Raw genomic sequence first — 26,472 nt, forward strand, 5'->3', positions numbered from 1 at the left:
CAAAGTACGAGTAGGTGCGGACATTTCGTCGATTTCGGCGAACCGCAAGTATCCGGTACCTCGGGTATTGACTACCCGCCCGGGGCGGACGTAGCGTCGATTCACGGGATTCGAAAGGAACGTCACCGATGACGGCTTCGCTGAGGACTCAGACCACGCGCGCGGAATTCGCCGAGCGGCTGCTCAAGGGATCGGTGCGCAAGTCGTACGCCCCGATCGTCGACATCGACTGGGACGCGCCGCTGGACCCGGACAAGTTCTTCCTGCCGCCCAAGGTGGTCTCGCTGTACGGCACCCCGTTGTGGGAGGCGATGAGCCGGGCCGAACAGATCGAGTTGTCCCGCCAGGAGCTGGTGAACACCCTGTCGGCCGGTATCTGGTTCGAGAACATCCTGAACCAGGCGTTGCTGCGCAAGATGATGCACCAGGATCCGACGGCCAGCACCACGCATTACGAACTGACCGAACTGGGCGACGAGACCCGGCACATGGTGATGTTCGGGAAGGCGATCGCCAAGGTGGGGGCCGAACCGGTGCGGCCTCGGCTGTACCAGCGCATCATCATCAACGGCCTGCCGTTCATCTTCCGCGGCTCGGTGCTGTGGGTCGCCGCACTGATCGGTGAGGAGATCTTCGACTCGCTGCAGCGGCAGATGATGGACGACCCCGAACTACAGCCGATGGTCCAGCGGCTCATGCGGATTCACGTCACCGAGGAGGCTCGGCACATCCAGTTCGCCCGCGACGGACTGCGTAAGCGCACACAGTCGATGTCGCGGTGGAAGCGGTTCTGGATCGGCAACCTCAACGGTGCAGGCGGCCTGTTCTTCCGCTTCCTGTTCACCAACAAGGTGCAGTACGCCAGGGTGGGCCTGGACGCCCGCGCCGCCCGCCGGATGGCGCGTAATTCCGCGCACCGCAAGCAGACCCAGATCTCCGGTTTCGCCCCGCTGGCGGCGTTCCTCCAAGAGGTCGGCCTGCTCGGCCCGATCGCACGGCGGGTCTGGCGGCGTTCCGGATTCCTGCCCGCGACGGTTCCGGCGGCCCAGCGGCTCGACGAGGGCGACGGCGAATTCGGGACCTTCATCGAGGACGTCTACGACGGCCCCGCCACGGTGAACGGGCGGGCGGTTCGCGTCCGGCTCACCGGCCACCTCGACCCGATCGACGGGAAATACCACTGGCAGGGCACGGTATTCGACGAGCTCACCGAGACCCCGCGCGGTGCCGTCACCGTCACGATCGACGGGAATTCGGTGCAGGGCAAGTACGCCGAACGCTCCCAGCAGGGCGGCTATCAGATCGCCGGCGCGGGCTCGCCGCCCTTCCGCTTCGCGTAACCGAACACCAGCACCGCGATCGCGAACACGGCGCCGACACCGCCGGAGATCAGCAGCGGTACGGTGCCCCGGCCGTCACCGGCACCCCAGGCCAGCCCGGCCCACACCCCGGCGAACAGGATGGCGAATCCGCTCGCGCCCTGGAAGACGCCCTGCGCGCTGGCCTGCGTTTCCGGGCCGACCAACGACGAGATCCATGCCTTGCCCACCCCGTCGGTGCAGCCGGTGAACAGTCCGTACACACCGATCAGCAGCCAGGCCGCCACCGGATCGTCGGTCAGGCCCAACCCGGCGTAACCGATCGCAAAGAACACCAGGCCGATGCCGAACACCTGGATCCGGCCGATCCGGTCGGCCAGCACCCCGGCCGGATAGCTGCTCAGCGCGTAGACGGCGTTGTAACCGACGTAAGCCAGGATCACCTCGACGACCGAGAAACCGATCTCGTTGAGCCGCAGCAACAACAGTGCGTCGGGAAAGTTGATGATTCCGAACGCAACGAGCACACTCGCGGTTCGCCAGTACCGACCCGGCAGATCTTTCACGTGCGCGAAGATCGGCGGCCGCGCCGCGCGCGCCGGGCGCTTGCGCTCCCGAGACAGGAACACCAGCGCCACGCTGAGGATGGCCGGCACCGCGGCCACCCACAGCAACGGCGCGATCTGATGGTCCAACAGCTCGTAACCCGCCAGCCCGATCAGCGGTCCGATGACCGCCCCGAAGGTGTCCATGGCGCGGTGGAAACCGAACACCCGGCCGCGGTGCGCGTCGTCGACGTCGACCACCAGCAGCGCGTCACGCGGTGCGCCGCGCAGCCCCTTACCCAGCCGGTCGACGACCCGACCTGCGAGGACACCCTGCCAGGACGCGAACGCCGCCACCATGATCTTGCCGAGGGCCGCCATGCCGTACCCGGTGGCGATCAGCGGGCGGCGGGCGAACCGGTCCCCCAGTGGGCCGCTGGCCAGCTTGGTCAGCGACGCCGCGCCTTCGGCCGCGCCCTCGATCGCACCGACCACCGCGGGCGGCGCGCCCAGCACGGTGGTCAGGTAGATGGGCAGCAACGGATACAGCAACTCGCTGGCGGTGTCCTGCAGGAAGGACACCGCGGACAGCACGCGGACGTTGCGAGTGAGCCAAGCGGCGGGCACGCGCACATCATGCCCTGCCCCAATCCGACCCACAGAACTAGAACACGTTCTAATATCAGCTCATGCGGTTCACATATGCGGAAGCCATGACCGACCCGAGCTACTACATCCCGCTCGCCAAAGCCGCCGATGCGGCCGGCTATCACGCCATGACCATTCCGGACAGCATCGCCTACCCCGAGGTGTCGGACTCCAAGTATCTGTACACCGCGGACGGCAACCGCGAATTCCTGGACGGCAAGTCCTTCATCGAGTCGTTCGCACTCATCGGCGCACTATCGGCCGTCACCACCAACCTGCACTTCAACATCTTCGTGCTGAAGCTGCCGATCCGGCCGCCGGCGCTGGTCGCCAAGCAGGCCGGGTCCCTGGCCGCACTGTTCGGCAATCGGCTGGGCCTGGGCGTCGGCACCAGCCCGTGGCCCGAGGACTACGAGATCATGGGTGTGCCGTTCGCCAAGCGCGGCAAGCGGATGGACGAGTGCATCGACGTCATCCGCGGCCTCACCTCGGGTGACTACTTCGAATACCACGGCGAGTTCTACGACATCCCCAGCATCAAGATGACGCCCGCACCCACCAAGCCGGTGCCCATCCTGGTCGGCGGGCATGCCGACGCCGCCCTCAGGCGCGCCGCGCGCAACGACGGCTGGATGCACGGTGGCGGCGACCCAGAGGAGCTCGACCCGCTGCTGGCGAAGCTGCAGCAGTACCGCGAAACCGAGGAGCGCATCGGGCAGGCCGACGAGTTCCAGATCCACGTCATCTCGATCGACGGATTCTCCCTGGACGGCATCAAGCGCCTCGAGGACAAGGGCGTGACCGACGTGATCGTCGGCTTCCGGGTGCCCTACATCATGGGCGAGGACACCGAGCCGCTGGACGACAAGATCCGCAACCTGGAGTGGTTCGCCGAGAACGTCATCGCGAAGGCCAACGGCTGATCGGGGTATCCCCACGGCATGACGGACGAGTTGAGGAACCGGCTGCTCGAACTGGAACGCAGCGGCTGGGAATCCCTGTGCAATGCCACGGGTTCTGATTTCTACGGGGCGATCATGCTGCCCGATGCGGTCATGGTGCTGGCCAACGGCATGGTGATGGACCGCGACACGGTGGTGGCCGCCCTGTCCGAATCGCCACCGTGGCGGGCGTACGACATCAGCGACGTACGTTGTATCGCGATCGACGCCGACAATGCCGCCCTGGTCTACACCGGCACCGGCTATCGCGACGGTCCCGAGCCCGCGTTCGTGGGAGCGATGTCGAGCGTCTATCACCGCACCGAGGCGGGCTGGAAACTCGCGCTGTACCAACAGACGCAGCTGCCGGGCTGAGTCAGCGGGCGACGAGCGCGTCGACGGCGCGCGCGCTGAGCACCTCGTCGAGCGCCATGGCGGCACTGCCAACCGGCGCCGCCGTGCCGCCGTACGCGGAGGCCACCACTTCGAGTTCCCGGGTGGCCATCGTGGTTGCGTTGCCGTACAACGCTTCTCGCAAGCCCGCGACGAAGATGTCGTAGGCGCCGGCCATATCGCCGGTGATGACGAGCACCTTGGGGTTGAGCAGGTTCACCGCCGGGGCGATGCCCTCGCCCACGTACCGCCCGCTGTCGCGGATCATCCGGCGGGCTTCGGGGTCGCCGCCGATGGCCAGCTCGATCACGTCGCGCAGGTGCCGGACGGTGTAACCGCGCTGCTGCAACTCGTGCACGATGGCCCAGCCACCCGCGACGGTCTCCAGACATCCGGTGTCGCCGCACCGGCAGGGACGCCCCTTGGCCGCGGCGATCTTGTTGTGCCCGAATTCACCTGCGGCGCCGGAGGCACCGCGCTGCAGGGCACCGCCGGCGATGATGCCGGCACCGAGCCCGGTCGAAGCCTTGAGCACCAGCAGGTCGCTGTGGCCTTCGAGTTCGCCGCCCCGCTCGGCGAGCGCGATCGCGTTGGCGTCGTTGCCCAGGATCACCGGGATCGCGTCGAACCGCTCGGCGAAGTACGGCCGCAGGGCCACCCGGTCCCAGCCCGGCAGGATCGGTGAATCCCGACTGCAGCCGCGCTCGCGGTCGACCGGGCCGGGCAGACTCAGCCCGATCCCGTACACCGTCGCCGACGGGTGGTCCTCGAGCAGCACATCGAGACCCTTGACCACGTCGGGCATCAGATCGTCGGGGCCCAGGGCCACCTCCTGATCGATATCCGACAGCCGCAGGATCGTTCCGGCCAGGTCGCACACCGCCAGCCGGGTCCGGCTGATCCCGACGGCCACCGACAGCACGACGCCGGCGTGGGTGTTGAAGCTGACCGGGATGGCCGGCCGGCCACCGGTCGACGGTGCCTGCTCGCCTTCGAGCACCAGCCCGGCGTCGATGAGGGCCGCGAGGCGGGCGGCCACCGCGGTCCGGGACAGTCCCGTGACGGCGGTGATGTCGGCGCGCGTGGTTTCACCCCGCTCCCTGATCAGGGTGAAGACGTCGCCGGCGGTGGCCATGACCCGATTGAACACCGAAAACGTAAGTTGCGCCACTTTGACCCGATATAGACAAAAGTCAGTTGGCTGCGCGGCCTAAGTGGCCCTACGCTGGTCACGTGACCCGATCCATCGCCCGGCCGCACCGGCCACCGTCCGTCGTCGCACCCGATCCGACCGTGCGCTGGCTGGCCGTCTTCGCGCTGGCGCTGGGCGGTTTCGGCATCGGCACCACGGAGTTCGTGGCCATGGGCCTGCTGCCCGATATCGCCGCGAGCTTGCACGTCTCCGAGCCGACCGCCGGGCATGTCATCTCCGCGTACGCCCTCGGCGTGGTGATCGGCGCCCCGCTCATCGCGGCGCTGACGGCCCGGGTGAACCGCAAGACGCTGGTACTGGCCTTGATGACGCTCTTCACGCTGGGCAACTTGGCCAGCGTGTTCGCCCCGAGCTACGGCACGCTGGTGGCCGCCCGGTTCGTGGCGGGCATCCCGCACGGCGCCTTCTTCGGCATCGCCGCACTCGTGGCCGCGCACCTGATGGGCCCGCAGAACCGGGCCAAGGCCGTCGCCCACGTGCTGACCGGTCTGACCGTGGCGACCGTGGTGGGCGTGCCCGTCGCGTCGGCCCTCGGGCAGCACTTCGGCTGGCGCAGCGCCTTCGGCCTGGTGGTGGCCATCGGGCTGGTGACCCTGACCGCCATCTGGTTCTGGGTGCCCAACCTGCGCTCCATGCACGTGACCAGCCCGCTCACCGAGCTGGGCGCGCTGCGCCGGGTTCAGGTGTGGCTGGCTTTGCTGGTCGGGATGGTGGGCTTCGGCGGCATGTTCGCCGTGTACACCTACGTCGCCACCACCATGACCGACGTCGCCGGGCTGCCGCGCGCCCTGGTCCCGCTGGCGCTGATGGCCTTCGGGCTCGGGATGGTGATCGGCAACCTGGCCGGCGGCCGGATGGCCGATATCTCGGTGGTCCGCGGGCTGTACCTGTCCATCAGCGCGCTCGGCGTGGTGCTGGCCCTGTTCGTGCTGGCCGCTAACAACCCGTGGACCGCACTGGTGGGTCTGTTCCTCATCGGCGCCGCGGGATCGGCGATCGGGCCCGCCCTGCAGACCCGGCTGATGGACGTGGCGCACGACGCCCAGACGCTGGCCGCCGCGCTCAACCACTCGGCGCTCAACATCGCCAACGCCACCGGTGCGTGGATCGGCGGTGTGGTGATCGCCGCGGGTTACGGCTACACCGCTCCCGCGGCGGCGGGCGCCCTGCTGACGCTGGCCGGCTTGGCGGTGCTGACGCTCTCCGTCGCCCTGCAGCGCACCACTCGTCGCCGAGCGGCCCTGTCTGCACAGTGACGCGCCGCGATCCCCGGCATTTCGGGGACGCTCGCGCCGTCAGTCGTCGATGACGTGCACGGCGGCTTCCTCCGCGGAGGCCGCCCCACCGTCGATCCCGACGTCGGTGCCGATCAGATCCTTCTCGTCGTCGACACCGAATCCTTCGTCGGGGGCCACCAGCCGACCGGAGCGCACGTCGCCCACCTCGTCGTCGCCGGCCTGCTCGTCGGGGACGTAGTCGTCGTCCAGCACCATCGCCGGGTCGGGCACCTCGGCGGCCAGGAACTCGTCGAGCGTGTCGTGATCGCGGGGCTCCTGCCACTTCTCCGGCGGCGAGTAGCCCTCGTCGAGCAGATCGTCGACACCGCGATCGAGCAGGGTGTCCTCCTGGGGCAGCTGATCGTCGTCGTCCACGCTGTACAGGCCTGCGGTCTCTTCGGGCGAATCTGGACTACTCATGGGAACCACGATGGCACCGACGGCGCCGCGCTGCCACTCCCCGGTCTACGCGCACAGCGGTGACAGCCCGGAGAAGTGCACGGCCGGCGCCCCGTCGACGGTGACGAAATCGGTGCCGGCCGACCACTCGGTGCCCGGTGTGATCCACGGCGGCGCCCCTTGCGGATAGGCGATGGTGAGGTCGGTGAAGTACCGGACATCGGCCGGGCAGGCCGCATCCTTGGCCGGCTGGGGATTCCAGGCATGCACCACAACCGGATTCACCAGCCGGGTGCCCTGCGCGCAGTTGGGCTGACATTGCACCGAACTGTCGGTGCCGGCGCCTCGGGCACCGTCCACACCCCAGGAGGTCCACACCATGTCGTGCAGCACGCCGGTGCCATCGCAGTTGTAGTCGAATGTCGCGGGCTGCTGCAGCACGACCTTTTCCGGGTCGTAGCACTTGCCGAGGGCGACCACCGCGTCGCCCGGTTCCGCGGTGGCAACGGCCGTGGCACCGAGCAAGGCGAGGACGGCGGCCGCGGGCACCGCGTACAGGCGATTCACACGCGGAGACTAACAACGGGTCCGCGACGGCGCAGGCCCGATGATCTAGTGATGCCCCGCTTCGGCGTGCGTGCCCTCGTTCGGCCCCTCGATGGCGGTGATCTCGTCCAAACCGTTCTGATCCGGGGCGGTCACACCGGGACTGGTGAAGTCCGGGCCGGTGGATCCGGGCACGACGCTCTCGGCAGGCGCCGGTACCAGCTCGGACGAGAAATCGCTCCCGGGCGGCGGCGTCATATCCGGGGCCCCGTCCACCCGGACCCAGCCGAGCAGATCGTGCTCGCCGTTGTTATAGACGACGCTGTTGGGCGCGTCGCCGACGACATCGAAATACAGTTTGCCCGTGGAGCTTTCGCCCGGAAGCACGGTTCCGCCACTGAGCCCCTGCGGCGTGAAGACGTTGGCCAGCACCCGGTAGCTGGCGCCGTTCTCGGCGCGCGCATTGAAGAAGGGCACGACGGGACTGACCGCACCCCGCACCGCATCGACGGTGACCGTGGCCTCGTACAACTGCCCGGCAACCGGGTACGGGATCGCGTCCGAACTCGGCCGCAGACCGGAAACGGTGTAGCCGATCGCCGATCCCCCACTGTCGATGATTTCCTGCTGCCCGAACGGCTTGATGTTGTCGATCGCCGATGCCGTGCCGGCACCCATGGCGCCCAGCGAGACCGCCAGTGCCACCACCCCTGCCGCGCGATAGGTGAGCTTCATGATCCTCCCTCGGGTCACCCGGATGGATCACCACACGATATCCACGCCAAGACCAGGGAAAACCGGATTCGGCGAATCACACCTGGTGGTCTGTGACTGGGCAATGACCTGCAGAATCGAGACATGACCGTCGACGAAATCGAGGTGGCCGATCCACCGGAGGCGTGGGCCCGATCGGGGTTCAGGGTCGATCCCGGCGACATCAGCCGCGTGGGCGGGGTTCGCATCCGACTGGCCGGGCGTGACAAGGGCAGCGGCATCCTCGGATGGTCTTTGCGCGGTATCGCAGACGACGGAACCCTCGACGGCATCGCGACCCGACGCTCGGACGCCGCACCCGCGGATCCGGCCGCACACGCCAACGGCGTCACCGCGATCGACCACATCGTGGTGGCCTCCCCCGATCTGCGGCGGACCGTCGCGGCATTGGCATCGATCGGGGAGCAGCCGCGCCGCGAACGCGACGGCGAACTCGGTGGCCGGCCGATCCGTCAGATCTTCTTCCGCTTCGGAGCGGTGATCATCGAGGTGGTCGGCACGCCGGGGGCCGCCGGCGACGGACCGTCATCGCTGTGGGGCATCACCTACGTCGTCGCCGATATCGACGCGACCGCCGCGTTCTTCGGTGAGCGCGCCACCCCGGTCAAGGACGCGGTGCAGCCGGGACGCCGGATCACCACACTCGATCACCGCGCGCTCGGAATGTCGGTTCGGACGGCGATGATCTCGCGAATTAAGCTCGACGGGTGACCCACCCCGTGATCATCCACACCGACGGCGGATGCCGGCCGAACCCGGGTCCCGGCGGCTGGGGCGCGGTGCTGCGGCATCGCGAGCACGTCCGCGAGATGTGCGGCGGCGACGCCGGCCAGACGAGCAACAACCGGATGGAACTGACCGCGCCCATCATGGCGTTGGAGGCGTTGACCCGCCCCGTGCCGGTGCACCTTTACACCGACAGCACCTACGTGCGCAACGGAATCACCAAGTGGGTGCTGGGCTGGGAGCGCAACGGCTGGCTGACCGCCGCCAAGGAGCCGGTGAAGAACGTCGATCTGTGGCAGCGGCTGCAGGCGGCGTGCGCACGGCACGAGGTCGAATGGTTCTGGGTGAAAGGCCATTCGGGAGTGGGCGACAACGAGTTGGCCGACGCGCTGGCGACCAGGGGCATGCAGGAAGCCATCGAAGCCGGCCGCGCAACGCTGATCCGCTGACGGAACGGACTCGGGCAGCGCCTTGCGCTGCCCGAGTCCGGAATGCGGCTACTTCGAAGAACTTTCGGAGCCGGCGTCTTTCGACCCGGTGTCGGCCTTCGGCGCCGACGATGTGGTGTCGGTATCCGCCGTGCCGGCGGTGGTGGCCTTCTTGGGAGCCGGCAGTTTGAAGGTCGGCAGTTTGAGGGTCGGCAGCTTGAAGGTGGGCCGCTTCCACGTGGGCTTCTTGACCGTCGGGGTCTGCGATGCGGAGGATTCGGCTTTCTCGGTGTCGCCCGTTGCCTTCTCGGTGTCCCCCGTCGCCGCGGTCGATGGCTCCGGCGCCGCATCGGTCGGGGTTGCGGCGCTGTGCTTGGGTGCCGTTTTCGGCGTCACGCCTGCCGACGCGGTGGACAACGTCACCGTCCGGTTGACCTCCGCGATCGCCGGCGAGGCGACATCCTGGGGTGCCGTCTTGGCCGTCAGGGCCGGCGGGGTGAACAACGCCTTCTCCGCGGCGATGAAGCCGTCGATGGCGGCCTTGACGGCGTTGGTGAAGAAGTTCAGTGCCTGGGCTGGAGTGAATTTGCCGTAGACGTATGTTCCGTCCAGACCGCTGGCCAGGGCGATCTGTGCTCCGGTGGCGATCGGGAACACCAGCGAATGTGTCAGCACGACCGGCTGCTGCGCCAGCCGCTTGTCCACATTGAGGTTGGTGAGCAGTTGAGTCGTGCCCTTGACGACGTTGTCCACGGCCAAGGTCACGACGTACAGCGGAACCGTGATGGCCGTTCCGGCCGGGCCGGCAGGCATCGCGTAATACGGTGCGAAGAAGTTGACGGCCGCCAGTTCGACTGGGAGGGACTTCACCTCGCGCACCACCGCGGGGGTGATGTGCTCGGTGGCCCGCAGCGCCGGCGGCGCCGCCACGGCGCCCGCCGCCGCGATCGCCACGGCGCCGGTCAGCGCCACCATCGGTGTCATCCGGTCACGAACATTGCTCAGAGCGTCCACCGCTCCCCCTTCGGTTGGATTCAATACAATGAGGGAAGCAAACTAAAGTTTGCTGCACGAGCAGCATACACAGCCCTCAGCAAACTTGTGTTGAAATTGTTCGTAGCGATTTGACCCGCTTAATGCGGCAATTGACCGGCCACTTCGGCGATCTTCGCCGCGCCGCTAACCGATGATCGACAAAACCATGATTCGCGGAGCGCATTCGACCAGACGCTCGTGATGGACGGTTTAGCTAGCCGCCCGTGCAGTCCAGGGTGACGTCTATGGTCTTGCTGACGACGATGGTGGTTTGGTGCTTGTCACCATGGGAGCCGGGGCCGCCCGGCGACGTGCCTCCATAGTTCGTCGACGTGACGGTCATCGGATTGTGGACCTCGACCACCTTGCAATCGATCAACGGCGAATTCCCGGACCTATCAACGGTCACGGAGTAACCGGAAGCTTGCAGATCTGCGATAGTGGAGACCGCATGCGTGTCGGGAAGCCAATGGATCTTGCCTTGGTCGTCGGCCATACAGCGCAGTGCCGCTCCATCGGGTCCCGTTGCTGCATCACCGATCTGAGCGGATGCACAATCGCTTCCGACCGCCGGGGTATCGGCACCGGCGGGTGCCGATTGGGTGAGCAGCGCAACCGTCGCGACAGAACCGGCCGCGGTCAGCACCGACAATGCCGTTATGTTGAGAGCCTTCATGGTGCCGTTCCTCCGGATCGTATGGCGAGCTCTGTGCGTCGCCCATCGGATCACCGTAGAAATGCTCATCGCCCCGGGGCAGAGTCATAGGGCCGCCGTATGCGGGCCGACAGACCCCGCTCGGCACCGCCCGCCCGGGACCTTAGTCCCTAGTCACCGGCGCCGGCCGGTTCGAAACTGAACTGGCCGTCGAAAACCCTGGTGGCGGCAGATGGTCGACGACCACTCATGCGAGTCGTGTCGATAGCAGAAGGAGTCAATTATGAACCGCGAAGTCAGCAAGTTCTTGTCGGGATCGTTCGCCGCATTGGCGTACGCGCACGCCGCCTACGCCGTGGCCACCCGGCGCGGCATCATCAGCGAACCGGTGTTCTTGGGCAGGCGCTGGGGTGTCGGCTACATGTGGACGGAGGCCGCGGTGTACTCCGCCATCAGCGTGGCACTCGGCTACCACGGGTGGTCGGCCCCGTGCCCCCGGCAGCAGGATGTGCAGGCCCCGGCGAATGCCGACCAGAAGACCAGCCCACACCCCACGAAGGATGTCCAGCCGCAGGGCGTTTGATCCCGGTTCGCCGGTCGCCGCGAGCCTCTCCCAAAGTCAGATCTTGACGCTGACCTTGAAAATCAACGTCCGGAACGCGCCGAACGCACCGCGCGCACCGATATAGAGCCGCTTGGTGTCGTATCCGGCGACATCCTTCATGGTTTCGGCGCCGAATCTGGCGGGGCGGTGTCCGTCGACCACGGTGACGTCGGCACCGAGAAGAGCGTGCCTGATGCGGTCGCGCTCGGCGCCGGTTGCGGTGGCGACGAGTTCGCCGACGGTGCGCTCTGCGCCTGCGCGCGGAATCGCGCTACAGGTGATGCCGTGCTCGTCGAGATAGCGGTTCACCGACTCGATCACGGCGTCCGCGCCGAGAACCAGACTGAGGTTGCCGAGGTTGGCCGTCATGTCGGTGTTGTCACCGGTGGTGAGCGGAGCGTCGGGGTCGGGGACCAGTTCTTTCTTGAGAGCGGCACGGACTGCGGCGGTGAAGGCAGTGGCGTCGGGGTCGTCAGGAGTACGGTCCGGCAGCATCACCCCGGGATTGAGCAGTCCGGCGGGATCGAACGCAGTCTTGATAGCCCGCTGCGCGGCGATCTCCACGTCGGTGAAGCGCTTGGTCATGAACGGGATCTTCTCGGTTCCGACACCATGCTCACCGGTGATCGTCCCACCCAATTGCAATGCAGCTTCGATGATCTCGTTGTTGGCTGCCTCCAGGGCGGACGCAGCCAGCGGGTTGTCCTTGTCATAGAACGTCGTGGGGTGGAGGTCGCCGTCACCGGCGTGCCCGCACACCGCGATGAACAACAACCCGTCGCGGTGTCGTGCCGCGGTGGTTTGGATGGCTTCCTGCATCTCCGGGATTCGGTCGCGCGGCACCGTGACATCACCGATGAAAAAGCCTCTGCCGCTCTGCACCACCGAGTTGGGGGCGTTGAGCCGGCCGTACCACAGCGCGTCGCGGTCCGGCGCACTCTCGGCGACCCGCACCTCGGTTGCCCGTGCGCGCAACACCCGTTCCACGACCGCTTGCTCGTGCGCCACCTCCGCTGCGGTCCCGTCGACATCGATGAGCACGATGGAATCCGCGTCCAGTGGATAGCCGGTTTCATAGAACTGTTGCAGCCCAGCGATTCCCGCTCTGTCCAACCACTCGACCGCGGCGGGCACCACACCGGTGGCGATGATCGCCGCGATGGTATCGGCGGCTTCCCGGGCGCTGGCGAACGCACCCATCAGACTGTGGGTGACCTCGGCGACCGGCCGCAGCGCGACCGTGGCTTCGGTGATGATCCCCAGGGTTCCTTCCGAGCCGATGAGGACACCGAGCAGATCGGGGCCGTCGTCGTCGGCGCGGAAGGTGACTGCCGAACCGTCCGGCAGGACGACGTCGACGCTCAGGACGTGGTTGTAGGTGACCCCGTACTTCAACGCGTGCGGTCCACCGGCGTTTTCGATGATGTTGCCGGCCACGCTGGCCAGGTGCGCCGACACGGGATCGGGCGAGAAGCACAAGCCGTGTGGGGCCAGCGCCGCTTGCAGGTCGGCGTTGATCACACCAGGCTCTACACGGGCACAACGATTCTCGATATCGATGTGCAAGATCTGATCGAGACCGGACAGATCGAGCAGTGCCCGCCCCGCGGTCGGCATCATGCCGCCCGAACAGTTCGACGCTCCACCGCGCGGCACGATCGCGACCGTGTGTCGGGCGGCCAGCCGCATGATCGGTGCGATGGCGTCCCGGCCGTGCGGGCGCAACAGCAGGTCCGCCACTCCCCCGACACCCCAGAAGTCGCGGCCGCGTTCGGCGAGCGTGCCCAGGTCGGTGGTCACATCGGCGTGGGCGGCGGCGGCCGCCGCGAACCGTTCGATCTGCACAGCGGTTCTCGACATGTCAGTCGGTGTCCTTCTGCTCGCGCAGCCAGGCTTCCTCTTCCCCGGGGGCGGGCAACACCCGGCCGCCTTCGATCGCGAAATGTGCCGGGCTGTTCTGGATGACCACCAGCACCCGCTCGGCGGGGACGCCGGTGACCCGCGTCGCGGCAGCAGCGATTTCCGCGACCAACTGGCTGCTTTGGGCTTCGGGATGGCCCGTGCGGACCCATCCGTTGATCAGCAGCGGCTGGGCGGGATGCCCACCGGTATAGACCTCGTCTGGGGCGAGCTCGTGGAAGACGACGTTGACGTACGTGCCCGGAACGTGATTGATCATCGAATGGATGCGGGTGACTTCCGCCGCGAGGTCGGCTTTGGTGTCCGCGCTCAACGTCGATCGCACTGTCGTGCAGGTGTAGACCGGCATCTCTCACCCCAAAAATGGCAGTTGCGGCTGGGTCGGCACCACCAGGACCGTGGGCCCGTCGGCCGCCAGGGCGGCCTTGAACTCGCGGATGAGGCCCTCCGTGCCATCCACTGTCGCCGTTCGGCATCCGAAACCCGTTGCCAAGGCTCCGATATCGAGCCCAGGCAGGTCCAGTCCGGGGACGCCGGGCGTTTCCTCCAGCAGCGCGAACGACTTGAGGATGGCGTACTCGCCGTTGCGGTGAACCACGAACACCACGGGAAGCTTGTGCTGTGCCGCCGTCCAGATGGCCTGGATCGAGTACTGGAACGAACCGTCACCGATCGAGGCGACAACAGTCCGCTGCACCCCACGGGCCCGATCCCCGAGGGCGATCCCCACCGCCGCCGGCACTCCCCAGCCGATGCCACCGCTTCCGGTGGCGAAGAAGCTGCCCGGACGCCGGGTCGGCCACCACGTGAGCAGGTCGGCCAACGTGGAGGTCGACTCCATGACGACCGCAGCGTCCTCGGGCTTGACCGCGCTGAGCGCCGCGTACACGTCGTTGGACGCCAGTGGCGAGGAGGCCATGGGAAGGTCGGCACTGGGCGTCCTGGCCGGACTCGCGGGAGGCTCTCGGTCCGCCGGGTCCTGAACCAGGTGCAGTAGCTGTTCGAGCACCACGCGTGGATCGCCGATCAGGCTGTCACCCACCGGTGCGGTCGCGGCGAGGTGCGGGTCGGCGGTGACCTGCAGTACGGCCGTGCCTTCGGGCAGGTAGTCCCCGGCGACGTAGGGGTAGTACCGGAACACCTGCGCACCGATCACGATCACCAGGTCGTACCCGGCGAGGGCGTCGCTGACCCCCGCGATGGTCAGCGGAAGCGGACCGCGGTAGAGGGGGTGATCTTCCGGGAACGAGCAGCGGTCCGACAGTGCGCTGCCGCGGACCGGGGCGCGCAACTTCTCGGCGAAGGCGACGCCCGCATCCCAGGCACCCGCTCGGTCCACCTCGGGCCCCAGCACCAGCAAGGGCCGCTTGGCCCGGCTGATCCGGTCGGCGAATTCGGTCAGCCGTTCGGTGTCCGGCTGGACCCGCCGGCTGACCGTTCTGACCACCGCGGCGCCCAGCGCCGGTTTGTTCCAGTCGTCGAGCGGAATGGACAGGAACACCGGACCGGCCGGCGGTTGGGTGGCCACCGCGTAGGCCCTCATGAATGCCGCGGGGACATCCTCGGCGCGCGCGGGCTCATAGGCCCACTTGACCCACGGCTGCGGCATCATCGTGGCGTCGGGATTGTTCAGATACGGGTCGCACAAAGACATTTCCCGCGTCTGTTGGCCGGCGGTGACGATCAGCGGTGTATTCGCCCGGTACGCCGCGACGAGGCTGCCCATCGCGTTGCCGGTGCCCGCTGCGGTGTGCAGATTGACCAGGGCGGGTTGCCCGGTCGATTGGGCGAAGCCATCGGCCATCGCCAGCACCGAGGCCTCCTGCAAGCCGAGCACGTACGTGAAGTCGTCCGGGAAGTCCCGCAGAAAAGTCTGTTCGGTGGAACCGGGGTTGCCGAATACCGTGGTCAAACCCAATGTTCGGAGCAGGTCGTAGGTGACCTCGTGGACGGTGCTGGCCATCGTTTGACCCCTTCGCGTGTGTTGACTCGGTGTAGTGATCACACACTCGGACGAGGCCCTGCCCACCCCGTGGAAACCCCGGGGCGGCTGAAAACAGGTGGGCCCCCGGGGGTACCGCCGCGTTTTCGGCTTCTGTCGCTGGAAGCCGGCCGACATGTCAAGATCACCGGCATGGGCGGCAGCACACTCGTCGGACGCCACGATGAACAGCGCCGACTCGCCCAGCTGTGCGACCACGTCCGCGCGGGTGAGAGCGGCATCCTCGTCATCCACGGCGAAGCCGGCATCGGGAAGACTGCGTTGCTCGCCGACGCACTCACCAAGGCCAACGACGTCCGCACCATCCGGATCAGCGGTGCGGAATCGGAGATGGAGCTCGCCTACGCAGGCGTGCAGCAGTTGTGCGGCCCGATCCTTGCCCACCTGGACCGGTTACCGGCCCCGCAGAGGAACGCCCTGCGGGTGGCGCTGGGTCTGCACGACGGCACCGCACCGGACCGGCTGCTGGTGAACCTGGCCGTGCTGACGCTGCTCGGAGAGGCCGGTGCGGAGCGGCCGACCGTTTGCGTGATCGACGACGCACAGTGGGTGGACCGTGCCTCGCTCCAGGCGTTGAGCTTCGCCGCGCGCCGGCTTCTCGCCGACCCGGTGGTCATGATCTTCGCAACCCGCACGCCCGGCGCTCCACCGGAGTTGGCGGCCCTACCCGAGCTGAATCTGCGCCGCCTCAGCCACGCCGACGCCAACACGTTGCTCATGGAGGTCATGCCGGGCCAATTGGACGATTCCGTCCGAGCCAACATCCTGGCCGAGGCCGAGGGAAATCCGTTGGCTCTTCTCGAACTTCGGCATGCCATGGCACCCGCCGTGCTGGCAGGCGGGTACGGACTGGCGGCTGCGTCGTCGGTCACCAGACGGATCGAGCAGGAATACGACCAGCGTCTGCGCGAGCTGCCGCCGTCGACGCGAACCCTGTTGCTCATCGCGGCGGCGGAGCCGACCGGCAACCCGGGATGGCTGTGGGACGCAGCCGCACAGCTCTGCCTCGATGCCGATGCCAGTACTCCTGCGGAGCGCAGCGGCCTGATCACCGTCGAACCGCGGTTACGCTTCCGCCATCCGCTGGTCCGCTCAGCCGTTTACCGCCACGCGTCCGTTGCCGAACGCAGACGGGTACATGCCGCGTTGGCCGCCGTCATCGCGGGTCCCGCAGCAGCCGAGCACCGCGCCTGGCATCGTGCCCACGCCACGACCGCACCTGACGAGAGCGTGGCCGTGGAACTCCTGGAGTGCGCCGAGCACGCCCGCCGCCGCGCCGGAGCGGCCGCCGCCGCGGCATTTCTGGCCTATGCCGTCGAGCTGACCCCGGACCCCCTTCGGCGGGCCGAGCGGGCACTCGACGCTGCCCTGGCCAAGTTGGACGCCGGTGACGCTGAGGCAGCAACCCGGCTGCTGGCGACCATAGCGGCCGCTGACGACGAACTCCTCAGCGCGCGAGTCGATCTGCTGCGCGCCAAGATCGCCTTCACCACCCAGCGGGGACGAGACGCACCCCCACTGCTGTTGGCGGCCGCCGAAAAACTCGGAGCGCTCGATCCGGTGCTCGCGCGCGACACCTACCTCGACGCACTGGTGGCGGCGATGATCGTCGGCCGTCTCGCCACCGATGAGCAGTCCTCCGCGGCGGCGATCGCCGCCGCGGCGCGACTGGCTCCGGCACCTTCCGGCCCGCTCAAGGCCGCCGATCTGTTTCTCGACGGACTCATCCTGCGCCTCACCGAAGGGCACGCCGCCGCCGCGCCGGTACTGCAACGTGCCATCGACCAGTACCTGAAGGAAGACGAGGCCGGCGTAGCGGATCCGCGGTCACACGACATCACCCTGCGCGTGCTGCTCGATCTGTTCGATCAGGACATCTACAGCTCGTTGAACGCTCGCCAACTCGAGCTTCTCCGCGCCGCGGGGGAATTGACCATCTTGCCCGCAGCGCTGACCACCTATGCGGGGGTCTGCGTCACCGCCGGCGATTTCGCACAGGCGGCGGATCTGCTCGAGCAGTCGGACGCGATCTCGGCTGCAACCGGGGCGCCGCCACACCGGTCCATCCAGTCCTATCTCGCCGCCTGCCGCGGACAAGAGGAACTCGGCAGAGAACTCGCTCGAAGCACGATCGAGGACACGACGGCCAGAGGGGAAGGCAGCGAGGTCACCGTCGTCCTCTTCGCGCTGGCCATCCTGCACAACGGGCTCGGTCAATACGAGGAAGCCCTCGCGGTGTGCACGGCGGCACTGGACTACGACGACGTGGGGATGTACGGCCATCTGCTCACCGAAATGGTCGAGGCCGCCGCCCGGTCCGGCGACATGCGCACCGCGCAAACGGCGGCCGCACAGGTGGCCGAGCGCGCCGAGGCGACCGGAACCGCCACCGCACTGGGATACGCGGCGCGGGCCAGAGCACTGACGACCACCGGCCCAGCGGCCGAGCACGAGTTCGACACCGCGATAAGAGAATTGGAGCGGTCACCCCTGGCGGTCATGGCTGCGCGCACGCACCTGATCTACGGCGAGTGGCTGCGCCGGGCGAACCGCCGGGCCGACGCGCGCAACGAATTGCGGGTCGCCTACGAGCGGTTCCGCCGCATGGGAGCCGACGGCTTCGCCGAGCGGGCACGCCGGGAGCTCCGGGCCGCGGGCGAGACCATGCCGAAAGACGACGGCGAGCGTACGACCGCAACGCTGACACGGCAGGAGACCTACATCGCCCGGCTGGCGGGCGAAGGCTACACGAACTCCGAAATCGCGGGTCATCTCTTCATCAGTCCGCGCACCGTGGAGTGGCACCTCAGTAGGATTTTCGCCAAACTCGGCGTGACGTCACGTCGCGAATTGCGCAAGCCGCGCGAGTGACATTGGCATCCGCGGCCGTGTCACTCCCAGACCACCTCGTCCGGTGTCTTGTCCGGCCGCAACCCGCGCCAACTCGGCTGGCGCAGGCGGTCGTCGGAGGTGCGTTCGCTGTAGCGCACCTCGCCCACCAGTTCCGGCCGGACGAAGGTCACCCCGCGCCGGTCGATGGTGGAAAGCGGTGCGTTGAACGGAGATTCGTCGGTCTCCAACGGTTTGAGGGTCGCGCGCAGGTCGCCGAGCATCTTGTCGGTGAAGCCGGTGCCCACCCGGCCGGCGAAGTGCAGGCCGTCGTCGGCCGGGATACCGACCAGCAGCGCACCGATCCCGCTGGTTCGTCCGCCCTCCCCGGCCCGCCAACCGCCGATCACCACTTCCTGGGTATTCCAGAATTTGTCCTTGATCCATGCCGACGACCGCCGGCCCGGCTGATAGGTGGAGTCCCACTTCTTGGCCACCACCCCCTCCAAGCCGCGCCGCCGGGCGTCCCCGAGCGGGTCGTCCTCAGGCAGCAACGGGGGAACGATCAGTTCTCCGCCGGAAGCCAGTGTTTCCAACAACTTTCGGCGATCACGGTACTTGACCCGCAGCAGCGGCCTGCCGTCCAGCGCCAGCAGGTCGAAAGCCCAGAACTCGACATGCCCCTCGCGCCCGCGGTTCTGCATGGCCCCGAAGCTCGGCACGCCGTGGGCATCGAGCGCCACCACCTCGCCGTCGAGCAGCGCGTGGTGCTCGGCCAGATCGGCGGCCAGCGTCCGCAGTTGGGGGTACTCGGCGGTGACATCCCGGCCTCGTCGCGAATACAACTGCAGTGCTCCGTGATTCGCGTCCACCAGCAGCCGGTAACCGTCCCACTTGCCTTCGAAGGCCCACTGCGCCGGCGTGAAGGCCGCCACCGAACCGTGCGTGGCCAGCATCGGCTTGACCTCGACCGCGGTCATCGCGGGTTGTTCCTTCATCCGATGGGCGAGCCAATTCTTGCCGTCGGTCTGGATGAGGGCATAGCGGCCGGAGATCCGTTCCCCGCTCAGGGTGACGATCACCTCGCCGCTCTTGCCGTTCATCGGATCCGGGTCGCGGAATTTCTCTGCCTCATAGGTCCCGGAGTCCCAGATCCGCACCTCACCTCCGCCGTACTCACCCTTGGGTATCGACCCCTCGAAGGTGGCGTACTCCAGTGGGTGGTCCTCGGTGTGCACGGCCAGGTGGTTTACCGACGATTCGGCGGGCAGGTTTTTCGGCACGGCCCAGCTGACCAACACCCCGTCGCGTTCCAGCCGGAAGTCGTAGTGCAGCCGGCGGGCATGGTGTTCCTGGATGACGAAGCGGTTGTTCGCACCGGTGACCGGGGTCGCCGCCGGCACCGGCTCCGGCGTCTTCCCGGCGTCGCGCATGCTGCGGTAGGTGGTGAGCTTGTCCGGCAGCACCACGGCGTCGTCCAGGCCGGCCAGCAGATCACCGTCGCGCTCCAGCCGGGTCAGCACCTCGTCGAACCGCAGGTGCCGCAGGTCGGGATCGCCGATCTCGTCCCAGGTCCGCGGAGCCGCCACGGTCGGCTGGTCGCGACCGCGCAACGAGTACGGGGCGACCGTGGTCTTGGCGGCACTGTTCTGGCTCCAGTCCAGAAACACCTTGCCCGCGCGCAGACTGCGGGTCATGGTGGCCGTCACCTGCTGCGGCATCGCCTTCTCCAACTGCTGGGCCACCCGGCGGGCCAGCACCGACGCACCGTGCGAGCTGACCGGCTCGGCCAGCGGAACGTACAGGTGCACGCCCTTGCTGCCACTGGTCAGTGGGTACGTCGTCAGCCCGATATCGGCCATCAGGTCGCGGACCTCGCGGGCCACCGTGCAGATCAACGCCATGTCCACCCCCTCGCCGGGGTCCAGGTCGAACACGATCCGGGTGGCCGGTCCCGGCTTGCCGTCGACGAAGCGCCACTGCGGGACGTGCACCTCCAGCGCCGCCTGTTGGGCGATCCAGGCCAGCCCCTCACGGGTGTCGATGATCGGATAGACGGTGGTCGCCGACTTGTGTTCGATGGCGCACCGGTCCAGCCAGTCCGGTGCCGACGAGGCCAGTTGCTTCTCGAAGAACGACGGTTCGTCCACGCCGTTGGGCCACCGTTTCCGGGTGACCGCCCGGCCGGCGATATGGGGCACCATGGCGTCGGCGACGGCCAGGTAGTACTCGAAGACCTCGGCTTTGCTGGTGCCGGTCGCGGGATAGAGCACCTTATCGGGGTTGGTCAATTTCACCCGGCCGTAGCGCTCCACCACATAACGGTATTACCCGCTGTTACGGTTGAGCATGCGGTCTATCTGGAAGGGTTCGGTCGCCTTCGGTCTGGTGAATGTCCCCGTCAAGGTGTACAGCGCCACCGAAGACCACGACATCAAATTCCATCAGGTGCACGCCAAGGACAACGGCCGGATCCGGTACAAGCGGACCTGCGAGGTGTGCGGCGAGGTGGTCGAGTACCGCGATATCGCGCGGGCGTACGAATCCGATGACGGGCAGACCGTCGTGATCACCGACGAGGACATCGCGACGCTGCCCGAGGAGCGCAGCCGCGAGATCGAGGTCGTGGAGTTCATCCCGGCCGACCAACTGGACCCGCTGATGTACGACAAGAGTTACTACCTGGAGCCGGATTCCAAATCGTCGAAGTCCTATGTGCTGCTGGCCCAGACCCTGGCGTCGACGGACCGGGTGGCCATCGTGCATTTCGCGCTGCGCAACAAGACGCGGCTGGCGGCCTTGCGGGTGAAGGATTTCAGCAAGCGTCAGGTGATGGTGGTGCACACCCTGCTGTGGCCCGATGAGATCCGCGATCCGGACTTCCCGGTGCTGGACAAGGAAGTCGAGATCAAGCCGGCCGAGCTGAAGATGGCCGGTCAGGTGGTCGAGTCGATGACCGACGACTTCCATCCGGAGCAGTTCCACGACACCTACCAGGACGAGCTCCACGAGCTGGTGCAGGCCAAACTCGAAGGTGGCGAGGCCTTCACCACCGAGGAGCAACCGACCAATCTGGACGAGACCGAAGATGTGTCGGATCTGCTGGCGAAACTGGAAGCGAGCGTGAAGGCCCGGCAGGGCGACAAGCCGCCCGCGAAGAAGGCGGCGGCCAAGAAAGCCCCCGCCAAGAAGGCGGCGGCGAAGAAAGCTCCGGCCAAGAAGGCCGCCGCGAAGAAGTAGAAGCACTGAAACTGAAGCCAGGGACCGCGTCGGCCGAAGGTCTGTCCCTGCCTTCAGTCTCGGGCCCGGATCAAGTCAACTAGAACGTGTTCCAAAAACCCGCCCCGGGCGCACTGCCCCCTTGCTACGGTGACGCGGGACAAGAAATGGAGCACGCATGATTCTGGACAGATTCCGGCTCGACGATCAGGTCGCGGTGGTCACCGGCGCCGGCCGCGGGCTGGGTGCGGCGATCGCCGTCGCGTTCGCGGAAGCCGGTGCGGACGTGGTGATCGCGGCACGCACCCAGGCTCAGCTGGAAGAAGTCGCGGCCCAGGTCGCCGACGCCGGGCGCAAGGCGCACATCGTGGTGGCCGACCTCGCCCACCCGGAGGCCACCGCCGCGCTCGCCGCCGAGGCGGTCGGCGCATTCGGGAAACTAGACATCGTCGTGAACAACGTCGGCGGCACCATGCCGAGCCCCTTGCTGAACACCTCCACCAAGGACCTCAAGGACGCGTTCACCTTCAACGTCGGCACGGCGCACGCGCTGACATCGGCAGCGGTCCCGCTGATGCTGGAACATTCCGGCGGCGGCTCGATCATCAACATCACCTCGACGATGGGCCGGCTGGCCGGACGCGCGTTCGTCGCGTACGGCACGGCCAAGGCGGCGCTGGCGCACTACACCAGGCTGGCCGCGCTCGACCTGTGCCCACGCATCCGGGTCAACGCCATCGCGCCCGGGTCCATCCTCACCTCGGCGCTGGACGTGGTGGCCTCCAACGACTCGCTGCGCGAACCCATGGAGAAGGTCACGCCGATGCGCAGACTGGGCGATCCGGCCGATATCGCGGCGGCGGCAGTCTATTTGGCCTCACCTGCGGGTGGTTATCTGACCGGCAAGACGCTGGAGGTCGACGGCGGCCTCACCTATCCGAACCTCGACCTGCCCATCCCGGATCTGTGAGGAGCACCTAGAGATGGCCATCAAAGTCGCCGCGATCGGCACCGGAAACGTCGGACGGCATGCGCTGAGCCAGTTGATCACCGACCCGGCCTATGAGCTCACCTCGGTCTGGGTGTCGTCGGCGGCCAAGGCCGGTCAGGATGCGGGAACCCTTGCCGGCCTTGACATCAGCACCGGTATCACCGCCACCAACGACCTCGGTGAGGTATTGGCGACCCATCCCGACTGCGCCGTCTACACGGCGATGGCCGACAACCGGTTGCCCGAGGCGCTGGAGGATTACCGACGGATCCTGGCCGCCGGCGTGAACGTGGTGGGCAGCGCGGCGGTGTTCCTGCAGTACCCGTGGCAGGTGCTGCCCGCCGAGTTGGTCTCCCCCATCGAGGACGCGGCGAAAGCCGGCGGCGCAAGCATTTTCGTCAACGGCATCGACCCCGGCTTCGCCAATGACCTTCTGCCCCTTGCCCTTGCGGGCACGTGCCAGTCCGTCGAACAGATCCGGTGCATGGAGATCGTGGACTACGCCACCTACGACAGCGCCACGGTGATGTTCGACGTGATGGGCTTCGGGAAATCACTCGACGAGCTGCCGATGTTGCTGCAGCCGGGCGTGCTGAGCCTGGCCTGGGGGTCGGTGGTGCGCCAGCTCGCCGCGGGGCTGGGCATCGAACTCGACGAGGTCACCGAAACCCACGTCCGGGTGCCCGCCCCGGAGGATTTCGACATCGCCTCGGGGCACATCCCCAAGGGCAGCACCGCGGCCATGCGCTTCGAGGTGCGCGGCATGGTCAAGGGCCACCCCGCCGTCGTGCTCGAGCACGTCACCCGGCTGCGGGCCGACCTGTGCCCGGAGTGGCCGCAGCCGGCGCAGGAGGGCGGTTCCTACCGCGTCGAAGTGACCGGCGAACCGTCGTACGCCCTCGATCTGTGCCTCAGCAGTCGCAAGGGCGACCACAACCACGCCGGACTGGTGGCCACCGCGGCACGCGTCGTCAACGCCATCCCGGCGGTGGTGGCCGCGCAACCGGGCATCGTCACCACCCTGGACCTTCCTCTCATCACCGGGAAAGGGCTGTACGCTGGGGCTTAACGCCCAAGTCCGACGTGAGGGGCCTCGCCTATGCGGTCAATGCTGGTGCTTTCTTCGCTCCTGGCCGCGGCCGCCCTTCAACTGGCACCGACCGCCGCGGCCGACCCGAACTCCAATCTGCCGTCGTGCACCAGTGTCGGCGGTACCGAAGCGGGTGGCGCCGCAACCGAATGCGCCTCACCCGGCAACGTTCAGCTCAACGCCTCACCTCCGGCCGAGCCGACCTACCCCTACCCGTGGGACGACGAGTTCTACGGGCCCGCGCTGATCATCGGCGGCGAGGGCGGCGGCGGCTGGCACGGCGGTGGCGGCGGTCACCGCTAGGAGGCCCGATGCGCATCCACCTGATGCCGGCCCTGTTGGCCGCGCCGCTCGCGGCGCTCGTCGCCGCACCCGTCGCGGCGGCTGCACCGGAATGCGTGCAGATCGGACCCAACACCACGCAATGTACGTCCGGCGGGCACACCCAGATCGTGACGTCCCCGCCGGCCAACAACAACGGACCCTTCTACGGCTGGCCCTACGGCGGCGGCGGGATCATCATCGGCCTCGGCTGAGCCCCGCGTGTTGACCATCCCGAGTTTTCGGCTACCCTAACTTTTCTATTCGCTACTCCGGATAGAGAGAGGCCGAGTTGCTCGAGGACACGCAGACGCGGGTGCGGCGACCGGGCTGGTCTCTGCTCGGACCCGCGTTCGTCGCCGCCATCGCCTATGTCGATCCCGGCAATGTCGCGGCCAACGTCAGCGCCGGCGCCCAGTTCGGCTTCCTGCTGGTGTGGGTCATCCTGGTGGCCAACGTGATGGCCGGGCTGGTGCAGTACCTGTCGGCCAAACTCGGACTGGTCACCGGCCGTTCACTGCCGGAAGCGGTCGCCGACAACACCCGCACGCCCACCCGGATCGCCTACTGGCTGCAGGCCGAGACGGTCGCGATGGCCACCGACCTCGCCGAGGTCGTCGGCGGCGCCATCGCCCTGCACCTGCTGTTCGACCTGCCGCTGCTGGTCGGCGGCATCATCACCGGCATCGTGTCCATGCTCCTGCTCACCGTGCAGAACCGCAGCGGCCAGCAGGTGTTCGAGCGGGTGATCACCGGGCTGCTGCTGATCATCGCGATCGGCTTCCTCACCAGTCTGTTCGTCGAAGCACCGGCCGCCGGCGACGTCGTCGAGGGCCTCATTCCGCGGTTCGAGGGCCCGGAAAGCGTGCTACTGGCCGCCGCCATGCTCGGCGCGACGGTCATGCCACACGCGGTGTACCTGCATTCGGGGTTGGCGCGGGACCGGCACGGCCAACCCGAGGCGGGCGCGGCGCGGCGGCGCCTGCTCCGGATCACCCGGGTCGACGTCGGCGTCGCCATGCTGGTGGCCGGCGCGGTGAACCTGGCCATGCTGCTGGTCGCCGCGACCAATCTGCAGGGCATGACCGACACCGACTCGATCGAGGGCGCGCACGCCGCCGTGCGCGACACGCTGGGCCCGGTGGTGGCGCTGTTCTTCGCGATCGGCCTGCTGGCCTCGGGTCTGGCGTCGACGTCGGTGGGCGCCTACGCCGGGGCGATGATCATGTCCGGTCTGCTGCGCCGCACCTACCCGCTGCTGCTGCGCCGGCTGATCACCCTCATCCCGGCACTGGCGATCCTGGCCATCGGGGTCGACCCGAGCCGCGCCCTGGTCATCTCGCAGGTGGTGCTGTCATTCGGCATCCCCTTCGCGCTGATCCCCCTCGTTCGGCTGACCAGCAACCGGTCGTTGATGGGCGCCGATGTGAACCACCGGCTCACCACCACGCTGGGCTGGCTGGTGGCCGGCGTCATCAGCGTGCTCAACGTCGTGCTGATCTACCTGACGGTGCGAGGCTGAATGACGTTGCCGCACATCTATTTCGCGTACGGATCCAATCTGTGCGTGAACCAGATGGCGCGCCGCTGCCCCGATGCCACCGACCCGCGGCCCGCGACACTCGCCGATCACGACTGGCTGATCAACGAACGCGGGGTGGCGACGGTGGAGCCGCTGCCCGGTGCCATGGTGCACGGGGTGCTGTGGCAGGTCAGCGGCCATGACCTCAATGCTCTGGACAGCGCCGAGGGTGTCCCGGTGCGGTACCGGCGCGACCGGCTGGTGGTGCACACCGCCGACGGCCCGCGCGACGCCTGGGTGTACATCGATCCCCGTGTGGAAGCCGGGGCACCGCGGCCGGGCTATCTGGAGCGGGTGATCGGCGGGGCACGCCAGCACCGGCTGCCGCAGCGCTGGATCGATTTCCTGCACCGGTGGGATCCGGCGCACTGGCCCAGCGTCGAGCGCGCGGCGGATTCGGCTGGACCACAGACGCTTTCCGAACTGCTCGGCAACCCCGCGGTCCACGAGACCAGTACCTTGCGGTCCCGGTTCGGATTCCTGGCCATCCACGGCGGCGGCCTGGAAAGAATGACCGACGTCATCGCCGAGCGCGCCGCCGCGGCGGCCGGAGCGTCGGTCTACGTGCTGCACCACCCACCGCACTACCCGCACCACCTGGCCTCGTCGCGCTACCGCTGCGACGAGTCCGCCGTGCTGGCAGCCTTTCTCGAGCACGTCGACGTGGCGATCGCGGTGCACGGTTACGGGCGGATCGGCCGCAGCACCCAGTTGCTCGCCGGCGGCCGCAACCGTGACCTTGCCACGCACCTTGCCAGGCATATCGCGGTACCGGGCCACCAGGTGGTCACCGACCTCGACGCCATTCCGCGCGAGTTGCGCGGACTGCACCCCGACAACCCGGTGAACGTGCCGCGCGAGGGCGGTGTCCAACTGGAGTTGCCACCACGGGTGCGCGGTATCAGCCCGCGTAGCGGGCTCCCCGGTGCCGACGGCGTATGCGCCTCGACCGCGGCGCTGATCGACGGATTGGCCGAGGCGGCCCGATCCTGGTCCTGACACCGGGTCGGCCCGC

26 protein-coding genes are annotated in these 26,472 nt (G+C 67.8%); 15 read left to right on the plus strand and 11 right to left on the minus strand.

What is annotated here, in order from left to right; genetic code table 11:
- The first annotated feature begins 128 nt into the window (after positions 1–128).
- Positions 129–1,340: a diiron oxygenase gene (locus tag BN977_RS09255; RefSeq protein ID WP_036397279.1), complete on the plus strand. Its 1,212-nt coding sequence runs from the start codon at positions 129–131 to the stop codon at positions 1,338–1,340.
- Here BN977_RS09255 and BN977_RS09260 read toward each other — a convergent pair.
- On the minus strand, positions 1,298–2,497 hold the full coding sequence (locus tag BN977_RS09260; RefSeq protein WP_036397280.1) for an MFS transporter: 1,200 nt from the start codon (positions 2,495–2,497) through the stop codon (positions 1,298–1,300). The two genes, BN977_RS09255 and BN977_RS09260, sit on opposite strands and share 43 nt — an antisense overlap.
- Positions 2,498–2,553: 56 nt before the next feature.
- Between BN977_RS09260 and BN977_RS09265 the strand changes: the two genes are divergently transcribed.
- Positions 2,554–3,435: an LLM class flavin-dependent oxidoreductase gene (locus tag BN977_RS09265; RefSeq protein ID WP_036397282.1), complete on the plus strand. Its 882-nt coding sequence runs from the start codon at positions 2,554–2,556 to the stop codon at positions 3,433–3,435.
- Between the two features lie 18 nt (positions 3,436–3,453).
- On the plus strand, positions 3,454–3,828 hold the full coding sequence (locus BN977_RS09270) for a nuclear transport factor 2 family protein (protein ID WP_024453174.1): 375 nt from the start codon (positions 3,454–3,456) through the stop codon (positions 3,826–3,828).
- A gap of 1 nt (position 3,829) precedes the next feature.
- Here the strand turns inward: BN977_RS09270 and BN977_RS09275 are convergent, their stop codons facing one another.
- A complete protein-coding gene (locus tag BN977_RS09275; RefSeq protein WP_036397285.1) occupies positions 3,830–4,981 on the minus strand; it encodes an ROK family transcriptional regulator in 1,152 nt (383 codons plus the stop codon).
- Between the two features lie 98 nt (positions 4,982–5,079).
- On the opposite strand from BN977_RS09275, the gene BN977_RS09280 reads away from it, so the two are divergent.
- Positions 5,080–6,315: an MFS transporter gene (locus BN977_RS09280; RefSeq protein ID WP_036397286.1), complete on the plus strand. Its 1,236-nt coding sequence runs from the start codon at positions 5,080–5,082 to the stop codon at positions 6,313–6,315.
- Positions 6,316–6,354: 39 nt separating this feature from the next.
- On the opposite strand, the gene BN977_RS09285 is transcribed toward BN977_RS09280, so the two are convergent.
- From BN977_RS09285 to BN977_RS09295, 3 genes are read right to left on the minus strand one after another with little or no spacing between them, the layout of a single operon-like run.
- The gene (locus tag BN977_RS09285) at positions 6,355–6,756 is read right to left on the minus strand and encodes a DUF5709 domain-containing protein (protein ID WP_024453177.1); all 402 of its coding nucleotides are present in this window, start codon (positions 6,754–6,756) and stop codon (positions 6,355–6,357) included.
- Positions 6,757–6,801: 45 nt separating this feature from the next.
- Positions 6,802–7,302: a hypothetical protein gene (locus tag BN977_RS09290; protein ID WP_036397287.1), complete on the minus strand. Its 501-nt coding sequence runs from the start codon at positions 7,300–7,302 to the stop codon at positions 6,802–6,804.
- A gap of 45 nt (positions 7,303–7,347) precedes the next feature.
- Positions 7,348–8,016 (minus strand): MPT63 family protein, encoded by a 669-nt coding sequence (locus BN977_RS09295; protein ID WP_084172459.1) that lies wholly within the window; start codon positions 8,014–8,016, stop codon positions 7,348–7,350.
- A 123-nt stretch (positions 8,017–8,139) separates the two neighbouring features.
- Here BN977_RS09295 and BN977_RS09300 point away from each other — a divergent pair, with 123 nt between their 5' ends.
- Both BN977_RS09300 and rnhA read left to right on the plus strand, forming a co-directional pair.
- Positions 8,140–8,766, plus strand: a complete 627-nt coding sequence (locus BN977_RS09300) for a VOC family protein (protein ID WP_036397288.1) — start codon at positions 8,140–8,142, stop codon at positions 8,764–8,766.
- Positions 8,763–9,230 carry a ribonuclease HI gene (gene rnhA, locus BN977_RS09305; RefSeq protein ID WP_024453181.1) on the plus strand — a complete coding sequence of 156 codons (468 nt, stop codon included), beginning with the start codon at positions 8,763–8,765 and terminating at the stop codon, positions 9,228–9,230. The genes BN977_RS09300 and rnhA overlap by 4 nt, the downstream gene beginning before the upstream one ends.
- A gap of 48 nt (positions 9,231–9,278) precedes the next feature.
- Here the strand turns inward: rnhA and BN977_RS32330 are convergent, their stop codons facing one another.
- Together BN977_RS32330 and BN977_RS31405 are read right to left on the minus strand one after the other, a co-directional pair.
- On the minus strand, positions 9,279–10,223 hold the full coding sequence (locus BN977_RS32330; RefSeq protein WP_036397290.1) for a hypothetical protein: 945 nt from the start codon (positions 10,221–10,223) through the stop codon (positions 9,279–9,281).
- Between the two features lie 235 nt (positions 10,224–10,458).
- Complete coding sequence (locus BN977_RS31405) at positions 10,459–10,920, minus strand: hypothetical protein (RefSeq protein WP_051561215.1); 462 nt, start codon at positions 10,918–10,920, stop codon at positions 10,459–10,461.
- A gap of 262 nt (positions 10,921–11,182) precedes the next feature.
- On the opposite strand from BN977_RS31405, the gene BN977_RS09320 reads away from it, so the two are divergent.
- Positions 11,183–11,482, plus strand: a complete 300-nt coding sequence (locus BN977_RS09320) for a hypothetical protein (protein WP_234709532.1) — start codon at positions 11,183–11,185, stop codon at positions 11,480–11,482.
- Positions 11,483–11,518: 36 nt separating this feature from the next.
- On the opposite strand, the gene BN977_RS09325 is transcribed toward BN977_RS09320, so the two are convergent.
- Genes BN977_RS09325 through mdlC form a run of 3 tightly spaced genes read right to left on the minus strand, consistent with a single transcriptional unit; the run spans position 11,519 to position 15,386 of the window.
- Positions 11,519–13,363, minus strand: a complete 1,845-nt coding sequence (locus BN977_RS09325) for an FAD-binding oxidoreductase (protein WP_036397292.1) — start codon at positions 13,361–13,363, stop codon at positions 11,519–11,521.
- A gap of 1 nt (position 13,364) precedes the next feature.
- Positions 13,365–13,772: a tautomerase family protein gene (locus BN977_RS09330; protein ID WP_036397293.1), complete on the minus strand. Its 408-nt coding sequence runs from the start codon at positions 13,770–13,772 to the stop codon at positions 13,365–13,367.
- A 3-nt stretch (positions 13,773–13,775) separates the two neighbouring features.
- Positions 13,776–15,386: a benzoylformate decarboxylase gene (gene mdlC / locus BN977_RS09335; protein WP_036397294.1), complete on the minus strand. Its 1,611-nt coding sequence runs from the start codon at positions 15,384–15,386 to the stop codon at positions 13,776–13,778.
- Positions 15,387–15,557: 171 nt separating this feature from the next.
- Here mdlC and BN977_RS09340 point away from each other — a divergent pair, with 171 nt between their 5' ends.
- The gene (locus tag BN977_RS09340; protein ID WP_036397295.1) at positions 15,558–18,296 is read left to right on the plus strand and encodes a helix-turn-helix transcriptional regulator; all 2,739 of its coding nucleotides are present in this window, start codon (positions 15,558–15,560) and stop codon (positions 18,294–18,296) included.
- 20 nt (positions 18,297–18,316) lie between these two features.
- Here BN977_RS09340 and BN977_RS09345 read toward each other — a convergent pair whose 3' ends face one another.
- A complete protein-coding gene (locus BN977_RS09345; RefSeq protein ID WP_036397296.1) occupies positions 18,317–20,572 on the minus strand; it encodes an ATP-dependent DNA ligase in 2,256 nt (751 codons plus the stop codon).
- 31 nt (positions 20,573–20,603) lie between these two features.
- On the opposite strand from BN977_RS09345, the gene ku reads away from it, so the two are divergent.
- The 7 genes from ku (at position 20,604) to BN977_RS09380 (ending at position 26,456) form a co-directional block, all read left to right on the plus strand.
- Positions 20,604–21,494 carry a non-homologous end joining protein Ku gene (ku, locus tag BN977_RS09350; protein WP_036397299.1) on the plus strand — a complete coding sequence of 297 codons (891 nt, stop codon included), beginning with the start codon at positions 20,604–20,606 and terminating at the stop codon, positions 21,492–21,494.
- A 157-nt stretch (positions 21,495–21,651) separates the two neighbouring features.
- Positions 21,652–22,443 carry an SDR family oxidoreductase gene (locus tag BN977_RS09355; RefSeq protein WP_036397300.1) on the plus strand — a complete coding sequence of 264 codons (792 nt, stop codon included), beginning with the start codon at positions 21,652–21,654 and terminating at the stop codon, positions 22,441–22,443.
- Between the two features lie 13 nt (positions 22,444–22,456).
- Positions 22,457–23,533 (plus strand): NAD(P)H-dependent amine dehydrogenase family protein, encoded by a 1,077-nt coding sequence (locus BN977_RS09360; RefSeq protein WP_036397301.1) that lies wholly within the window; start codon positions 22,457–22,459, stop codon positions 23,531–23,533.
- A gap of 39 nt (positions 23,534–23,572) precedes the next feature.
- Positions 23,573–23,857 carry a hypothetical protein gene (locus BN977_RS09365; protein WP_227456286.1) on the plus strand — a complete coding sequence of 95 codons (285 nt, stop codon included), beginning with the start codon at positions 23,573–23,575 and terminating at the stop codon, positions 23,855–23,857.
- A gap of 8 nt (positions 23,858–23,865) precedes the next feature.
- Positions 23,866–24,090 carry a hypothetical protein gene (locus BN977_RS09370; RefSeq protein ID WP_051561217.1) on the plus strand — a complete coding sequence of 75 codons (225 nt, stop codon included), beginning with the start codon at positions 23,866–23,868 and terminating at the stop codon, positions 24,088–24,090.
- 77 nt (positions 24,091–24,167) lie between these two features.
- The gene (locus BN977_RS09375) at positions 24,168–25,397 is read left to right on the plus strand and encodes an Nramp family divalent metal transporter (protein ID WP_036397302.1); all 1,230 of its coding nucleotides are present in this window, start codon (positions 24,168–24,170) and stop codon (positions 25,395–25,397) included.
- The gene (locus tag BN977_RS09380; RefSeq protein ID WP_036397304.1) at positions 25,398–26,456 is read left to right on the plus strand and encodes a poly-gamma-glutamate hydrolase family protein; all 1,059 of its coding nucleotides are present in this window, start codon (positions 25,398–25,400) and stop codon (positions 26,454–26,456) included.
- The last annotated feature ends 16 nt before the right edge of the window (positions 26,457–26,472 follow it).

This window comes from Mycolicibacterium cosmeticum (assembly GCF_000613185.1).
GTDB lineage: Bacteria > Actinomycetota > Actinomycetes > Mycobacteriales > Mycobacteriaceae > Mycobacterium > Mycobacterium cosmeticum.

Coding starts and splice junctions, on each gene's coding strand:
- BN977_RS09255 (WP_036397279.1), top strand. CDS start 129: ATGACGGCTTCGCTGAGGACTCAGACCACGCGCGCGGAATTCGCCGAG.
- BN977_RS09265 (WP_036397282.1), top strand. CDS start 2,554: ATGCGGTTCACATATGCGGAAGCCATGACCGACCCGAGCTACTACATC.
- BN977_RS09270 (WP_024453174.1), top strand. CDS start 3,454: ATGACGGACGAGTTGAGGAACCGGCTGCTCGAACTGGAACGCAGCGGC.
- BN977_RS09275 (WP_036397285.1), bottom strand. CDS start 4,981: ATGGCCACCGCCGGCGACGTCTTCACCCTGATCAGGGAGCGGGGTGAA.
- BN977_RS09285 (WP_024453177.1), bottom strand. CDS start 6,756: ATGAGTAGTCCAGATTCGCCCGAAGAGACCGCAGGCCTGTACAGCGTG.
- BN977_RS09295 (WP_084172459.1), bottom strand. CDS start 8,016: ATGAAGCTCACCTATCGCGCGGCAGGGGTGGTGGCACTGGCGGTCTCG.
- BN977_RS09300 (WP_036397288.1), top strand. CDS start 8,140: ATGACCGTCGACGAAATCGAGGTGGCCGATCCACCGGAGGCGTGGGCC.
- BN977_RS31405 (WP_051561215.1), bottom strand. CDS start 10,920: ATGAAGGCTCTCAACATAACGGCATTGTCGGTGCTGACCGCGGCCGGT.
- BN977_RS09320 (WP_234709532.1), top strand. CDS start 11,183: ATGAACCGCGAAGTCAGCAAGTTCTTGTCGGGATCGTTCGCCGCATTG.
- BN977_RS09325 (WP_036397292.1), bottom strand. CDS start 13,363: ATGTCGAGAACCGCTGTGCAGATCGAACGGTTCGCGGCGGCCGCCGCC.
- BN977_RS09330 (WP_036397293.1), bottom strand. CDS start 13,772: ATGCCGGTCTACACCTGCACGACAGTGCGATCGACGTTGAGCGCGGAC.
- mdlC (WP_036397294.1), bottom strand. CDS start 15,386: ATGGCCAGCACCGTCCACGAGGTCACCTACGACCTGCTCCGAACATTG.
- BN977_RS09340 (WP_036397295.1), top strand. CDS start 15,558: ATGGGCGGCAGCACACTCGTCGGACGCCACGATGAACAGCGCCGACTC.
- ku (WP_036397299.1), top strand. CDS start 20,604: ATGCGGTCTATCTGGAAGGGTTCGGTCGCCTTCGGTCTGGTGAATGTC.
- BN977_RS09355 (WP_036397300.1), top strand. CDS start 21,652: ATGATTCTGGACAGATTCCGGCTCGACGATCAGGTCGCGGTGGTCACC.
- BN977_RS09360 (WP_036397301.1), top strand. CDS start 22,457: ATGGCCATCAAAGTCGCCGCGATCGGCACCGGAAACGTCGGACGGCAT.
- BN977_RS09365 (WP_227456286.1), top strand. CDS start 23,573: ATGCTGGTGCTTTCTTCGCTCCTGGCCGCGGCCGCCCTTCAACTGGCA.
- BN977_RS09370 (WP_051561217.1), top strand. CDS start 23,866: ATGCGCATCCACCTGATGCCGGCCCTGTTGGCCGCGCCGCTCGCGGCG.
- BN977_RS09380 (WP_036397304.1), top strand. CDS start 25,398: ATGACGTTGCCGCACATCTATTTCGCGTACGGATCCAATCTGTGCGTG.